General features: G+C 51.7%; 10 protein-coding genes. 8 read left to right on the top strand and 2 right to left on the bottom strand.

The annotated features are described in order from the left end of the window. Position 1: 1 nt before the first annotated feature. Positions 2-1,192, bottom strand: coding sequence for an aromatic amino acid transaminase (locus ABFZ83_RS09645; protein WP_411816341.1), 1,191 nt, complete (start codon positions 1,190-1,192; stop codon positions 2-4). Between the two features lie 259 nt (positions 1,193-1,451). Continuing rightward, positions 1,452-1,937 (bottom strand): MgtC/SapB family protein, encoded by a 486-nt coding sequence (locus ABFZ83_RS09640; protein WP_411816340.1) that lies wholly within the window; start codon positions 1,935-1,937, stop codon positions 1,452-1,454. Between the two features lie 215 nt (positions 1,938-2,152). On the opposite strand from ABFZ83_RS09640, the gene msrA reads away from it, so the two are divergent. The 8 genes from msrA (at position 2,153) to ABFZ83_RS09600 (ending at position 14,712) form a co-directional block, all read left to right on the top strand. Beyond that, positions 2,153-2,662, top strand: a complete 510-nt coding sequence (gene msrA / locus ABFZ83_RS09635) for a peptide-methionine (S)-S-oxide reductase MsrA (protein WP_411818821.1) — start codon at positions 2,153-2,155, stop codon at positions 2,660-2,662. 550 nt (positions 2,663-3,212) lie between these two features. Further along, entirely contained in the window at positions 3,213-4,940 is a 1,728-nt protein-coding gene (locus ABFZ83_RS09630) for an alpha/beta hydrolase-fold protein (protein ID WP_411816339.1), read from the top strand. A gap of 67 nt (positions 4,941-5,007) precedes the next feature. Continuing rightward, positions 5,008-8,037, top strand: coding sequence for a TonB-dependent receptor domain-containing protein (locus ABFZ83_RS09625; RefSeq protein ID WP_411816338.1), 3,030 nt, complete (start codon positions 5,008-5,010; stop codon positions 8,035-8,037). Positions 8,038-8,124: 87 nt separating this feature from the next. Continuing rightward, entirely contained in the window at positions 8,125-9,564 is a 1,440-nt protein-coding gene (locus tag ABFZ83_RS09620; RefSeq protein WP_411816337.1) for a M20/M25/M40 family metallo-hydrolase, read from the top strand. After that, positions 9,564-10,838: a M24 family metallopeptidase gene (locus ABFZ83_RS09615; protein ID WP_411816336.1), complete on the top strand. Its 1,275-nt coding sequence runs from the start codon at positions 9,564-9,566 to the stop codon at positions 10,836-10,838. Before ABFZ83_RS09620 ends, ABFZ83_RS09615 begins: the two co-directional genes overlap by 1 nt. A gap of 20 nt (positions 10,839-10,858) precedes the next feature. Continuing rightward, positions 10,859-12,220: a M24 family metallopeptidase gene (locus tag ABFZ83_RS09610; RefSeq protein WP_411816335.1), complete on the top strand. Its 1,362-nt coding sequence runs from the start codon at positions 10,859-10,861 to the stop codon at positions 12,218-12,220. 64 nt (positions 12,221-12,284) lie between these two features. Next, the gene (locus tag ABFZ83_RS09605) at positions 12,285-13,631 is read left to right on the top strand and encodes a M24 family metallopeptidase (protein ID WP_411816334.1); all 1,347 of its coding nucleotides are present in this window, start codon (positions 12,285-12,287) and stop codon (positions 13,629-13,631) included. A gap of 310 nt (positions 13,632-13,941) precedes the next feature. Then, positions 13,942-14,712, top strand: a complete 771-nt coding sequence (locus ABFZ83_RS09600; RefSeq protein WP_411816333.1) for an IclR family transcriptional regulator C-terminal domain-containing protein — start codon at positions 13,942-13,944, stop codon at positions 14,710-14,712. The last annotated feature ends 154 nt before the right edge of the window (positions 14,713-14,866 follow it).

The following is a 14,866-nucleotide window of genomic DNA, read 5'->3' as shown; positions in this document are numbered from 1 at the left end:
TTTAGGATTGTGTCACGGCTTTAAACGCAGCCACAAGGCGTTCGACATTTGTGTGGTTGACACCGCACATATTAATGCGGCCGCCGCCAACAATATAAACCCCATGATCGACACGCATTTTAACGACCTCTTCTTCGTTGAGCGGAAGAAGTGAAAACATGCCATGTTGGTTCGTGATATAAGACAGGCGATTACCCAGGCCTGCTTTCTCCGCTTCCGCGACAAGTTTTTGCCGGTTACCCCGAACTTCGCCGGACATGGCAGCAAGTTCATCGCGCCACATTTTTGAGAGTTCCGGTGACCCCAGAATTTCGGAAACGATAGCGCCGCCATGGGCCGGCGGCATGGAATAGTTCGCCCGCGCAATATTCAATGCGTGGGATTTAATGGCCAGTGCGCGCTCCGCAGTGTCGGAAACAACGATCAGTGCACCAACACGTTCGCGATAAAGGCCGAAATTCTTGGAGCAAGAGTACGTCACCAAAACTTCCGGAACCTGATCTGCGAATGCGCGGATCATATAGGCGTCTTTTTCGAGATCTTGTGCGAAGCCGTGATAGGCCGCGTCAATCAGCGGGAAGAAGCCTTGTTCTTTGGCCATTTGCGCGAGAATATCAATTTGATCCGTACTGAGATCTGCGCCGGTTGGGTTGTGGCAGCAATTATGGATCAACAGAACATCGCTCGGCCCGAGCTTTTTAACAGCTTCGACATAAGCGTCGAAATCGATCGACGACGATGCAGCGTCATAATAGGGCAGCATTTGAATATCAAAGCCAGCCGCGCCCATAAGCGGTTTGTGATTGGCCCAAGTTGGTGCGCCCGTTGAAATCGTTTTTGCACCAAAGCGGTTAAGCAGGTCAGCGGCAAGGCGCAATGCACCACATCCGCCCGGCGCTTGTACCGCAGCCGCGCGACCGGATTGAAGCACGTCGGCGTCGCCGAAAACCAGTTTAAGGATGTTATCTGTAAATCCGGGTGCGCCTTCGGGTGGCGTATAGCGTTTGCTGTTCTGATGATCGATGACAAACGCTTCGGCTTTTTTAACCGCCGCCATTACGGGTGTCTCGCCCTCGATCGTTCGGTACACCCCGACACCAAGATCAATTTTATCGCTTCTCGTGTCTGCTGCGTAAGCAAGGGACAAACCGAGAATAGCGTCAGGCGGCACAGGGGTGACGGCGGCGAACATTGAAAGCGCTCCTTTAAATCAGCGAAGGCTTACCTGAATGGCAAGCTTTGTATTGGCCCGGCGGGCCATTGAGTTTCGAAAATGACGTTACAAATTATCTGGCTAGGGGTGAAAATTCGCCCCCATCGCCAGCAGCTCACCAATAGCCCATGCAAGCGGATAAACAAGAGCCCGCCCGCAATTTTCAACTAAAATGGGCGGCGATTTCTTCGATAAAAGGAGGGGCATACGCCGATTGTGGGATGGTCTGTCGCCAAGCCTAGTTTTCGTCGTCCTTGGTCGGCATTTTCTTTTCGAAAATGTTGATTGGAATCAGGATCAAAAGCGCGAGGCAGGTCGCGATGAAGCCGACCGCCAAATAACCCGCGCCGCAGGCGAGGCCGACTGCGCCCGCGAGCCACATGCCCGCGCCGGTCGTGAGACCTTTCACGCTTCCGCCCGATTGGATGATGGTACCCGCCGCGAGGAAGGCGACGCCCGCCGTAACCGCCTGGACCACACGGATTGGGTCAAGTTGGGTGCGGTCATCATAGCTGCCCAGATCGGAAATCATTTCAATCGCGATAATCGTAAAAGCACATGCGGCGAGGGCCGTGAGCATATTCGTGCGCAGGCCGGCGGGGCGGCTGCGATATTCGCGATCCACGCCAATCACAAAGGCGAAAACGCAGGCCATAAGCATTCGGGCCAAAATTTCCGCAAATGGGGTCGCGGTCGCAAAGGAAGATGCGAAGACCTCTAGCATACCATAGAAAACACCCCCCGTTTGGGTCAGTTCCGGTGGCCGAGTGCCGATTTATGTGGCGGACTGCAGATATTGGGACTATGGGGTGCGCTCGCCAAAATGTGAGCTGCGTTATACTTTAAGGCAGCGGGGGACGACCCCATAAATTGCGCAGGGCGCTTTTGGCGCGAATAACGGGCGATCGTGGTCGCGAACGGGTGAATAGGAAGTTGATGATGTCTGCGGATACTGAGCGTGCAGTGCTTGCCGGTGGGTGCTTTTGGGGGATGCAGGACCTCATTCGCGCACAGCCGGGCGTGGTTAAAACCCGCGTCGGCTATACGGGTGGGGATGTGCCGAATGCGACCTATCAAAACCACCATGGACACGCCGAAGCAATCGAGATCATCTTCGATCCGACGAAAACGAGTTATCGGAACTTGTTGGAATTCTTTTTTCAGATTCACGACCCATCAACCTTAAATCGTCAGGGTAATGATATTGGTACGTCCTATCGCTCCGAAATCTTTTACGTGGACGAGGCACAAAAAGAAGAAGCGCTAAGAACCATCAAAGATGTCAATGCGTCCGGTTTATGGCCGGGTGAGGTTGTCACAAAGGTTTCTCCGGTCAGTGACTTTTGGGAGGCGGAGCCCGAACATCAAGACTATCTGGAGCGCTTCCCGAATGGATATACTTGCCATTTCCCCCGCCCGGAATGGAAATTACCGCGGTCTACGGACTAATAGCGGGGCCTGTGCTGCTTCGGTGTAGGCAGTGCAATTTGGTTTGTTCTGTTTCCGTGGCGGCAGCCGTCTCAGGCAATTTCTTTTAAGCGCGTATCTATCCGAATGCTGAATAACTGGCACCGATCGGTTCGATGCGGGTGCCGGGCGTTTACGCGCGTCGGAGAAAACGTCGCGCGTTCAGGTCTGTTATTTCTCAGTTTTACTCATTTGTTTTCGCGATGAGGTCGGTTCGCAATTGTGCGCAATGTGAAAAAGTGCACCACAATGCGAACAAAACTATTGCTACAGTGCAGCATTTCCGATAGGAAAGGGTATGCGCAACTCTGAAAAATATTGCGCCAGATTAGCATAATCGGCTAAATTTCACAAAGTTTACATATCGCACTTTACAACGCTATGCGTACAAACTACGAATAGCACCATGGCCGCCATTTGTGTGGCTTAGAGGGTTGCTGATTTTTCGACGCATTAATCGCGCGCTTCGGGCCGTTTTCCGAGGGCAGGAGAGGTGCGTCCAGATTTCAGAACAGTAATTTTGTGAGGGGCTATGTCGCTAAAACATATTCTGAAATTGGGTTCCGTAATCGGTGGGCTCGCGCTGATGGGCGCTGCAGCAAACGCCGAAACATTTCGTGTCGAACTGCCCAAATCTGCGCCTGAGGCGGCGTATGATGGTCGGGTCATTTTGATCCTTACGCCCGATGGTGAGAAGGAACCCCGCTTTCAGGTGAGCGCGAATTTCGACGCGGCTCAGGTGTTTGGCGTAAATGTCGATGGCATCAAGCCGGGCCAATATACGGATATCGGCACGAATGTTCTCGGTTTCCCGGCGCGTGACCTCAAAGATGTCCCTGCGGGCGAATATTACGTGCAGGCTGTTCTGCACAAATACGACACGTTCAATCTCTCGAATGGCAAAACCGTAAAGCTGCCTGCTGCGCGCGGTGCGGGCCAGAACTGGCGTCTTGAGCCAGGCAATCTCGTGAGCGAGCCGAAAAAAGTAAAATTCGACCCTAAAAAACGTGGCCGGATCAAGGTTTCGCTCAATCAGGTCAATCCTGAAATTGCTGAGCCGGAAGATACGGAATTCATCCGTCACATCAAAATCCGCAGCGACATGCTCTCAGAATTCTGGGGGACCGATGTCTATCTTCGAGCGCATGTTCTTGTGCCAAAAGATTTCGACAAGCATCCGGAAGCAAAGTTCCCGCTCGCGATTTTCCACGGTCACTTCCCGGCTGACTTTGGTGGCTTCCGCACAACGCCGCCAAATCTCGAAGAGGAATGTGTCTATAGCTCGCGCTTCGATGTGGATTGTTACAATCATATCGAGCAGCAAGAAGCTTATGACTTCTACAAAAAGTGGATCTCCGACGACATGCCGCGCATGCTGATCGCGGAAATCGACCATAGTAATCCGTATTATGACGATAGCTATGCGGTGAACTCAGAGAATATCGGGCCGTATGGCGACGCAATTACCTATGAGCTGATCCCGGCGATTGAAAAAGAACTTCGCGGTCTGGGCGAAGGCTGGGCGCGTTTCCTATATGGTGGTTCAACCGGCGGTTGGGAAGCGCTTGGCGTTCAGGTGAAATATCCGGACGAATATAATGGCGCATTCGCGGCATGTCCTGATCCGATTGATTTCCGTCAGTTCATGACCGTCAATATCTATGAAGATGACAATGCCTATTATCGCGAAGGTCCGTTCACAAAGATCGATCGCCCTGCGCACAGAAATTATCTCGGCCATATTTCGCGTACGATGGAAGGCGAGAACCGCTGGGAACTCGTACTTGGTGACAAGACCCGTTCTGGCGCGCAATGGGACGTATGGGAGGCTGTATTCTCACCCAATGGAGAAGACGGTTACCCGAAACGGATCTGGGATAAAGAAACAGGCGAGATTGATAAGGAAGTCGCTGAATATTGGCGCCAGAATTATGATCTCCGCTACATCATGGAGCGGGACTGGAAAGAAATTGGTCCAAAGCTTCAGGGCAAGATTCATATCTACACTGGCGATATGGATAACTACTACCTGAATAACGCAGTCTATTTGACTGAAGATTTTCTTGAGAAGGCGAACCCGCCTTATCAAGGGGAGGTCGACTATGGTGACCGTGCTGAACATTGCTGGAATGGCGATCACCAAAATCCAAATGCGGTTTCACGGCTTAGATACAATACTTTCTATGTGCCAAAGATCCTTAAACGGATCGAAGCGGCGGCACCGAAAGGGGCGGATCTAACAAGCTGGAAATATAAATAACGAAAACCGTTCTAACTAAAAACTTGTGCCTAGGGGAATTGCTTCAAAGCAACGAGAGGATATTATTGTGAAAAATTCCATACGATTAATGTTGGCAACAACAACTATACTAACTGGCATTGGCGCATCGGGGGCTGCGCTGGCGCAATCCGCGGCCGTTGATGCGGGTTCTGACCAAATTGTGGTAACGGGTACGCGTCTTCGTTCTGCGAATGCAGAAAGCGTAAGCCCAATCACTGCGGTTGACGCAGCTGAATTCGAACTACGCGGTACGGTTCGCGCCGAAGACCTCGTAAACGCACTACCACAGGTGTTTGCATCGCAAGGTGCCGCACACTCTAACGAAGCGACCGGTACGGCGCAGGTTGACCTTCGTGGTCTCGACCCGTCACGTACGCTGGTTCTGGTCAATGGCCGCCGCTTGCCATATGGCTCGCCAAAATCTGTACCGTCTGACCTCAACCAAATTCCGACAGCGCTTATCGGTGGCGTTGAAGTCCTGACAGGTGGTGCTTCTGCGGTTTACGGCTCAGACGCGATTGCTGGTGTTGTGAACTTCAAAATGATTGACGATTTTGAAGGTCTTCGCCTCAACGCGAATATTGGCTTCTCTCAGCACAACAATTCCAATGATGAGCTTCAGGACCTTCTCGACCAGAACAACGCAATCACGCCGGGCGCTTATGAAAAGCCTGCGAACAATGTTGTTGACGGTCTGACACAGGAATATTCTGTTGTTGTTGGTACCAACTCCGAAGATGGTCGCGGTAACGTCACCGCTTACGGTACATATCGTAAGGTCAACCCAATCGTTCAAAGCGAACGCGACTATAGTGCGTGTGCGCTCGGTACTGACGGACCAGGCGGTAGCGAATATAAATGCGGTGGTTCAGGTTTCGCATTCCCTGCCAACCTGTCTAACTCATTGGGTATTCCGGGCCTCGCAAACGGCTTCCGCGTTGACAATGGTGAGTTCGTAGATGGTAGCGGCGTATTTAACTACGCGCCTTACAACTACTATCAGCGTCCAGACGAGCGTTATACGCTTGGTGCTTATGCGCATTACGACATCAACGATCATTTCCGTCCTTACCTTGAGCTGAACTTCATGGATGACCGCTCTGTTGCGCAGATTGCGCCAGGTACGGTATCCGGTGGTATCAACGGTTCTACTGGTGGCCTGAACTGTGACAACGCATTGTTCAGCGCTCAGCAGGCGGATTACCTTTGTGGTTCAAATGGCCTTTCAACGGGCAGCATCTATGATGTTGACGGCAACTATGTCGGCCCAGAGGATGTCGCAAATGGCGTTCTCGTTCGTCGCCGTAACATCGAAGGTGGCCCGCGTCAGGACGACCTGAATCACACGAGCTACCGCATGGTTGCTGGCATGAACGGTGTGCTTGCTGGTCCATTCGAATATGATCTTTCTGCGTCATATGCGAAAGTGACTTACCGCAGCCGGTTTACCGGTGATGCGAACCGCGTTCGCTTGGCGAATGCCTTGAACGCTGTGGTCGACCAACGTCCGGGCTCTTCGACATTCGGCGAAACTGTTTGTGCGATTAATGCAGATGCGGACGCATCGAATGATGACGCAAACTGCTTGCCGCTTGATTACTTCGGTCCAAATGGCGCAAGCGCAGAAGCAACGTCTTATGTCCTAGAGGACAAAGGCATCACAGGTGATACGTCGCTGACGAATATCATCTTTGCGATCAACGGTAATCTCGCGGACTATGGCATTCAAATGCCATGGGCGTCTGATGGTGTTGCTGTCGCGCTTGGTGGTGAATATCGCCGGAACACATTGTCTTATGTGCCGGATGAAATTTATCAGTCAGCGGTTACGCCAGAACTGCCAATCAGCGGTGAAGTCAATGTCAAAGAATTCTTTGGCGAGTTGAACATTCCGATTGTTGATGGTCAGCCATTCTTCGACCTTCTGTCGATTGAATCTGCTTACCGTTTCTCTGACTACAGCACAGGTCACACAACGCACACTTACAAAGTGGGCGCAAACTGGGCACCAGTCAGCGATGTTCGCTTCCGTGGCAGCTATCAACGTGCGGTTCGTGCGCCAAACGTAATTGAGTTGTTCTCATCGCAGCAGCGCTTCGAGGTTGAACTAACTGAATTGCCAAACGGCACATTCGATCCATGTTCAGGTGCAACACCATTTGCAACGCTTGAGCAGTGCATGAACACGGGTGTGACTGCGGCTCAGTATGGCAATATTCAGGATAACCCTGCAGGTCAGTTCAATACATTGATCGGTGGTAACGAGGATCTTGAGCCAGAAGTCGCAAACACATTCTCGCTTGGTGCGGTTGTCACACCTGCCTTCGTTCCTGGCCTCAACGTTTCCGTTGACTACTTCAACATCAAAGTTGACAAGCTGGTTGGCAGTGTGAACCCGAACCTCTCCATGAGCAACTGTCTTGCGACTGGTGATGCGTTCTTCTGCGACCGGATTAATCGCGGTCAGGGTGGTTCACTCTTCCTGTTTGAAGACGGCTACTTTGAACGCTTCAACATCAATACCGGTTCACTTACGACCTCTGGCGTCGATTTGAACATCAACTACCGCTATGACCTGGCGAAGATGGGCGATCTGAAATTCAACTTTGTCGGAACTTATCTGGCTGAGTATGAATCAAAGCCGCTTCCGAATTCACCGGAATCAGACATCTTTGATTGCCAAGGTCTCTACGGCGGACTTTGCGGTCGTCCACGTCCTGAATGGCGTCACAAGTTCCTGACAACATGGTATGCTCCTTCGGATCTGTCTGTGTCTGTCACATGGCGCTACATTTCATCAGTAGACATCGCACAAACAAGCTCGCAGCCAGCGCTGTCTGGCAGCTATGCCGAGATCAACGAGTCACTTGGTTCACGTAACTACTTTGACCTTTCACTCGGCTACACACTTTCGGAGATGGCTCGTTTCCGCCTTGGCGTGAACAATGTCTTCGATACCGACCCTCCGTTGACGACTTCTACGGCTATTGAGGACGGTGGAAACGGTAATACCTATCCACAGTTCTACGATGCTGTTGGTCGCAACATCTTCATGGGCGTCACAGTCGACTTCTAGTCGTTCGTTCACGAAGTGCTCCAAGTGAAGCGGGATGTCGAATGATGTCCCGCTTCATTTTCCAAAACTTCCAAAATGCGAGAATTCATGATGCTGATTAAAAGACTTTGCCAGACTGCCGCCCTCGTTGCCTTAGCGATCTCCACTCAAGCCTGCGCGGAGAGCAAGCAATCGACCGGTGTTGAACAGGAGCGCAAAGTTGAAGCGCGTGAGTTGCTCGAAGAATTAATTACCTTCAGAACCGCAAAAGGTTTTGGCCAGGTCCCGGCGATGGTCAATGTTCTTGAAGAACGGCTCAAAGCTGCGGGCTTTTCGAATGAAGATATTATAAAAGTACCACTGACGATTGACGGTGAAGAGGTCGAAGGACTGATCGTTCGGTATTCCGGCGAAGAGAATAGCGACAAATCCGCGATTGCATTTCTCGCGCATATGGATGTTGTCGACGCGTTGCCCGAAAATTGGGATACAGACCCCTATACACCGGTTGAGAAAGACGGCTATCTTTACGGGCGTGGATCACAAGATAACAAATTCGGTGTCGCACTACTCGTTTCGACCTTTGCCAATTTGAAGGAAAACGGGTTCAAACCGAACCGCGATCTTTATCTGGCATTTTCCGGTGATGAAGAAACCGGCATGCTGACAACCCGTGAGATTTTGAAAACACCAGAGATTAAATCGGTCGAATTCGCGCTCAACTCAGACGCTGGCGGCGGTACGATCACTAAAGACGGCACGCCTGTCTCCTTTACAATGCAGGCCGCGGAGAAAACATTCGCAACCTATATCATTACAGCTAAGAGCGATGGCGGACATAGTTCTCGTCCGGGTCTAGAGAACGCAATCTACGACCTCGCGCATGCACTGACGAAAATCGAAGATCATGAATTCCCGGTAGAATTCAACGAGATCACCCGCTTGATGGCGAAGAATGTTGCTGAACGTGAAGGCGGAGAACTCGCCTATGCGTTGAATGCGCTAATGGAAGACCCCACCGACCGGCAAGCCATCGATATTGTGAAGCAATATCCAAACACGTCCCATATGCTTTGGACGACGTGCGTTGCGACCATGCTGAAAGCTGGTAATGCGGAAAACGCCCTGCCGCAAAGTGCGCATGCGACCGTCAATTGCCGTATCATGCCGGGCACGAGTGCCGAAGAGGTGCGCGGTGTACTGATTGATACGATTGAGAATGACGAGTTAGAGGTGACCTTGCAGCGCGGTTCTGTTGAAAGCCCTGCATCGCCAATCCGCGAAGATATTATGGGCGCGTTGCAGCGCGCAGTCGCGGTCAACTATCCGGGCGTTAAGCTCCAGCCGGTTATGTCATCCGGTGGTACTGAAGGCCGTGAATATCGTAGCGTCGGTATTCCGACCTATGGTGCCGGGAGTTTGGGTCTTGTGCGGCCGGAAGACAGCCGTGCGCATGGTATCAATGAGCGTATTCTCCTTGATTCATATTATAAAGAGCTGACTTACTGGGACACATTGATCCGTGATCTTGCACAGGACGCAGACTAATGTTGCGCGCGGATAGACGGAAGTTTCTTCGTACAGGCGGCATGATCGCGATTGGAGCCGGGCTTATCGCCGGCATGAAAAAGAATGCGAATGCACAGAAAGCTGAGCCTTCGCATCCGGTAATCGCGCGCGCCCGCAATGCGGCACCGATTAGCAAAGCTGAGCGCAATGCGCGGATCGAAAAAGCCCAACGCATTATGCGCGATCAAGGAATCGCAGCGACCCTGATCGAGCCGGGATCAAGCCTGATCTATTTCACCGGTGTTCATTGGTGGCTTAGCGAACGCTTGACGGCCGCGATCATTCCCGCCGAGGGCGAAATCTTTTTCGTGACACCGGGCTTTGAGGAAAGCCGCCTTCGCGAAGTGATGAAGGTCCCCGGTGAAGTGCGCACATGGGAAGAGCATGAAGATCCATTTGCGCTTGTTGCGCAGTGGATGAAAGAAAAACGCATTCACAGCAAAAAGATCGCTATCGACGAAGCGGTCCGGCATTTCATTGTTGATGGCATCAATCGTGAAGCGCCGCGCGCGAAACTGGTAACGGCGCGGGATGTGGTGAATGGTTGCCGTCTAATAAAGTCACCGGCCGAGCTAGAGTTGATGCAGATTGCATCAGACGTGACGATCGCCGCTTATCGTGATGTCTATCCGCGGATCGAAAAAGGGATGGGCCGGGAAGATATACAAAATCTGATGTATCAGACCCAAGCCAAATTCGGCGGCAGTGGCCCATCGGGTGGTGCACAAGTCGGTAAGGGAAGTGCGTTACCACACGGATCAACGATTCCCGAATATGTCGAAGACGGTTCGGTGATCCTGTTGGACTTTGGCTGCAATATTCACGGCTATCGCTCTGACATTTCCCGGACATTTGTATTTGGTGAGCCGAACACGGAACAAATCCGTGTCTGGAACCAAGTCCGGCGCGGACAAGACATCGCCTTTGAAATGGCGCAGGTCGGTACCCCAGCGGGCGAGGTCGATAAAGCGGTAAGGCGATATTACGAATCGCTTGGCTATGGCCCCGGCTATCAACTGCCTGGCCTTTCACATCGGACCGGCCACGGTATCGGCCTTGATGTTCACGAGCCGATTAACTTCGTTTCCAATGAAACCATGCCGCTTGCACCGGGCATGTGTTTGTCGAACGAGCCAGGCATTTATATGCCCGGTAAATATGGTGTGCGTATCGAAGATTGTATTTACATGACCGAAGCTGGCCCTAAATGGTTTTCTACGCCGCCAGCATCAATTCATCGCCCATTTGATTAATTTCAGCGAAAGAGGTTCTAATGTCAGCCCGTCTTAAAAATAGCGTCCTCGCATGCTTATTCATGTCAGTTGCGGCGTCACCTGTAATCGCTGCCGAGCCGCTGCAATCAGAAGAATCCATGAGCCCGGCACTACCCGAGATTCTATCACTGCGGGAACAGGCAAAAATTCATGATGAAGCGCTGATTGAACGGTTTGATACTGTTCTGCCGAAATTGATGCGCGATAATGACATCGATATGTGGGTCATTATTGCTCGCGAATATAACGAAGATCCCGTCATCACGACAATGCTCGACGCAAAGAATATGCGCGCGCGGCGCCGGACGATTCTGGTATTTTTCGATCCCGGCAAAGGCAAGCCCATTGAGCGCCTAGTGGTGAGCAAGCATGGCATGAATGGCATGTTTGAAGCGGCGTGGGATATGAATAAATATCCAAACCAGTGGGATCAGCTTACAGAAATTATTGCTGACCGTGATCCAAAAAAAATCGCGATCAATACGTCTGAATTAACGGCCTTTGCCGATGGTCTGACTCATTCCCAGTATATCGGGTTCATGTCTTCGCTGCCGTCGGGCATGGATAGCCGCGTGGTTTCTGCTTACCCGCTCGCCGTTGGCTGGCTTGAGACGCGCACCCCATCAGAGATGGAGCGCTATCAGGAGATGGTCCGTGTCGCTCATGCCATTATCGGTGAGGGATTCTCGGGCAAGGTCGTCAAGCCCGGCGTAACGACGAATGAAGATCTGGTCTGGTGGTATCGTCAGCGGGTCAATGATCTCGGATTGGGATCATGGTTCCATCCTTCGGTTGAGGTTACCCGCAAGGGCGTTGAAGGTGTTATGCGCGGAAAGCCAGCCGTGATCGAAAAAGGCGATATGTTGCGGGTAGATTTTGGCATCGTCTATAACGGCTACAGCACCGATACACAGCATGTAGCCTATGTCCTCCGTGACGGCGAAACCGATGCCCCCGAAGGATTGAAGGCGGGTTTGGCGGCAAACAACGCCGTGCAGGATGCGCTGACGTCTTCATTCAAGGCCGGTCGCACGGGTAATGAAATTCTTCGCCTTGCAAGAGAAAAAGCAATCGCGAAGGGCTTGCGCCCAACCATCTATTCGCACCCGATTGGGTATCATGGTCATGGTGCTGGTAGCTCCATCGGCCTCTCTGAAAATCAGGTCATGGTGCCGCGCGGTGAGTATCCGGTATATGCAAACACCGCTTGGTCAATCGAGCTGAAAGCCACGAAAAAAGTTCCTGAATGGAATAATCAGGATGTCGATTTCAAATCGGAAGAAGACGCGTTTTTTGATGGCAAGAAAGTAAGGTATGTGGACGGTCGTCAGACCAAGTTTCACCTGATCAAAGCCGAATAAACAATAAATCGATCTTCGCTGACTTTTGTCGGGTATCGCGGTTCGAATAAGGAATAGGAACAAAATGAAAAAAGTCGTTTCGTCACTTTTAGCTGCGGTCGTTGCGTCGGCATCGCCAGCGATTGCGCAACAAAATGAACTGCCAACGCCGGGAATGGTCTCGTTGCAACAACGGGCCAAAATTCAGGATCAGTGGCTCAAGGAACGTCTTGATACGGTTGTTCCTGCCTTGATGCGCGAAAATGGCGTCGAGATGTGGGTGTTGATCGCCCGCGAATATAACGAAGATCCTGTCCTTGAGACCATGTTACCGGCGACGTGGATGTCGGCGCGTCGCCGCATGGTTTTGATCTTTTTCGATAATGGCGAAAACGTTGAACGCCTTGCTGTAGCCCGGTACCCCGTCGGAGACGTTTTCCCATCCGCTTGGGATCCGGATACCCAGCCAGATCAGTGGGCGCGGGTTGAAGAAATTATCCGTGAACGGAACCCAAAGAATATTGCGGTCAATATTTCCGATCACTTCCCATTGGCGGATGGTTTGTCAGTCAGTCAGGACCGGCAATTCCGCGCGGCGATTGGCCCTGAGCTTTCGAAACGTATTGTCAGCCACGACGCGTTAGCGGTTGGCTGGCTGGAAACGCGTATTCCGGCGGAAATGAATACCTATCAAACGATTATGCGGGTTGCGCATTCAATCGTTGAGGAAGGCCTTTCAGAGGCCGTGATTACTCCGGGCGTGACAACAACATCGCAAGTTGTTTGGTGGTATAGAGAGCGCCTTGCGGAGCTTGATGTTGAGCCATGGTGCCAACCAAGCGTCAGTGTACAGCGCAATGCAATGGAAACATTTGCCATTGACAGCATGGTGCTTGAAAATGGTCAGACCATTATGCCCGGTGATTTGCTTCATGTGGATTTCTGCATGGACTATATGGGTTTGAAAACAGACACGCAGCAAATGGCTTATGTTCTCAAGCCTGGCGAAACCGCCGCGCCAAAGGGCCTTCGCAAGGGGCTTAGCGATGCGAATGGCGTTCAGGATGCGTTGACGTCTGAATTCAAGACGGGCGTCAGCGGCAACAACATTCTCTTTGCTGCACGGAAAAAAGCGATCAGACGCGGTCTTAACCCAACGATCTATACCCATCCGATTGGCTATCACGGCCACGGTGCAGGACCTACGATTGGGTCATGGGAGCAGCAAAACGGCACACCGGTGAGAGGCGATTATAAAATGCGCCCCGATACCGCTTATTCAATCGAGCTCAATGCGATTTCGAAAGTGCCGGAATGGGATAATCAGGAAGTGCGGTTCATGCTCGAAGTCGATGGTTATTTCGATGGCGAAGACTTCCGTTATATTGATGGTCGTCAGACGGAGCTTCACCTCATTCCGAGGCTTCCATAGTCCGTAGGCCAAATAAGTATTGCCTATCATGGCAATCAGCATCTCGTTTCGCAGGTGGTCTCCATGAGCCATTTGCGGGCGAGGGGCGAGGTTCGCGCCGAAATGTAATCCGCGGCGCGCAAAAAAGGGCAGAAGGCCGAGTTTTAAAGCTGGAGGCTCTATCGCATGGGGGGCGAAAGAGCGGGCTAAGCCGGCGCTTGGCATCGGCGATGATAGTTTTTATAACAAAAACAGAACAGAAGATCCTATCAGGGCCGAAGCTTCACATAGACGACCGAATGAAAAAAACAGATTTGGGGAATAGCTGGGCGTGAAAGAAGAAGTAGAAATTAACGAGCGTGATTACGTCAATTCCTTGGCGCGTGGGCTCGAAGTTATTCGCGCATTCAAGCGCGACCGTCCGCAAATGACGTTAACTAATATCGCCGAAGAAACAGGGATGACGCGCGCCTCGGCGCGTCGTTTCCTTTTGACATTGGTGCAGGAAGGCTACGCTGAGAAAGAGGGGAACTATTTCAACCTCAAGCCAAAGATATTGGAGTTAGGCTATTCCGCTCTGTCTTCGATGAATATGCTCGAAGTGATTCAGCCGATCATTAATGACATGTCGAAAGAGCTTAACGAGTCGGTTTTCGTTGCTGTCCTTACGGGGCATGACGTGATCTATATTGCGCGTGCAACGGTCGACCGGCGTATCAGTATCGGTATTACGGTAGGCAATCGTGGGCCCGCATACGGAACATCAACCGGCCGGGTTCTCCTCGCGGGTGAGAGCGAAAAGGCGTTTGAGCAATATCTGAGCGAAGTGAAGATGGAGTTGCATACGCCAACCACCATTACGTCAAAAGAGAAGCTCCGTGAGGTCGTCCAGAAAGTCCGCGAAGATGGATACAGCATGGTCGATCAGGAGATGGAACCGGGTTTGCGGTCAATTTCCGTGCCGATCTACCGGGGGGGCTCCAAGGTCATTGCCGCGTTGAATGTGTGCTGCCCGGCATCGCGAATTTCGATGGAATATATGGAAAGCGAAATTCTCGGCGTGCTGCAACGAACCTCTGAGCAGATTTCTTCTTGCCTTTGATTTGGCGGGCGCGGTCCATAAATTAGTCGTATTGCTCTAGGTACCATACCAATTTGCGCAGGATTATTTCTATTTTTTAGCAGGTTGTGCTGCGCAATCTTTTGTGCGCGTTCATAAGCGTCAAAAAAATGTGTTGAACTAAAGTTTTTCCCTC

It is taken from the genome of Hyphococcus formosus (assembly GCF_046736345.1).
Lineage (GTDB): Bacteria > Pseudomonadota > Alphaproteobacteria > Caulobacterales > Parvularculaceae > Hyphococcus > Hyphococcus formosus.
The sequence above is the reverse complement of the archived record's forward strand: the minus strand, read 5'-3'. Positions and strand labels throughout refer to the sequence as shown.

Excerpts from the sequence above, each read along its gene's own strand:
- ABFZ83_RS09645 (WP_411816341.1), bottom strand. The coding sequence starts at position 1,192 with ATGTTCGCCGCCGTCACCCCTGTGCCGCCTGACGCTATTCTCGGTTTG.
- ABFZ83_RS09640 (WP_411816340.1), bottom strand. The coding sequence starts at position 1,937 with ATGCTAGAGGTCTTCGCATCTTCCTTTGCGACCGCGACCCCATTTGCG.
- msrA (WP_411818821.1), top strand. The coding sequence starts at position 2,153 with ATGTCTGCGGATACTGAGCGTGCAGTGCTTGCCGGTGGGTGCTTTTGG.
- ABFZ83_RS09630 (WP_411816339.1), top strand. The coding sequence starts at position 3,213 with ATGTCGCTAAAACATATTCTGAAATTGGGTTCCGTAATCGGTGGGCTC.
- ABFZ83_RS09620 (WP_411816337.1), top strand. The coding sequence starts at position 8,125 with ATGATGCTGATTAAAAGACTTTGCCAGACTGCCGCCCTCGTTGCCTTA.
- ABFZ83_RS09615 (WP_411816336.1), top strand. The coding sequence starts at position 9,564 with ATGTTGCGCGCGGATAGACGGAAGTTTCTTCGTACAGGCGGCATGATC.
- ABFZ83_RS09610 (WP_411816335.1), top strand. The coding sequence starts at position 10,859 with ATGTCAGCCCGTCTTAAAAATAGCGTCCTCGCATGCTTATTCATGTCA.
- ABFZ83_RS09605 (WP_411816334.1), top strand. The coding sequence starts at position 12,285 with ATGAAAAAAGTCGTTTCGTCACTTTTAGCTGCGGTCGTTGCGTCGGCA.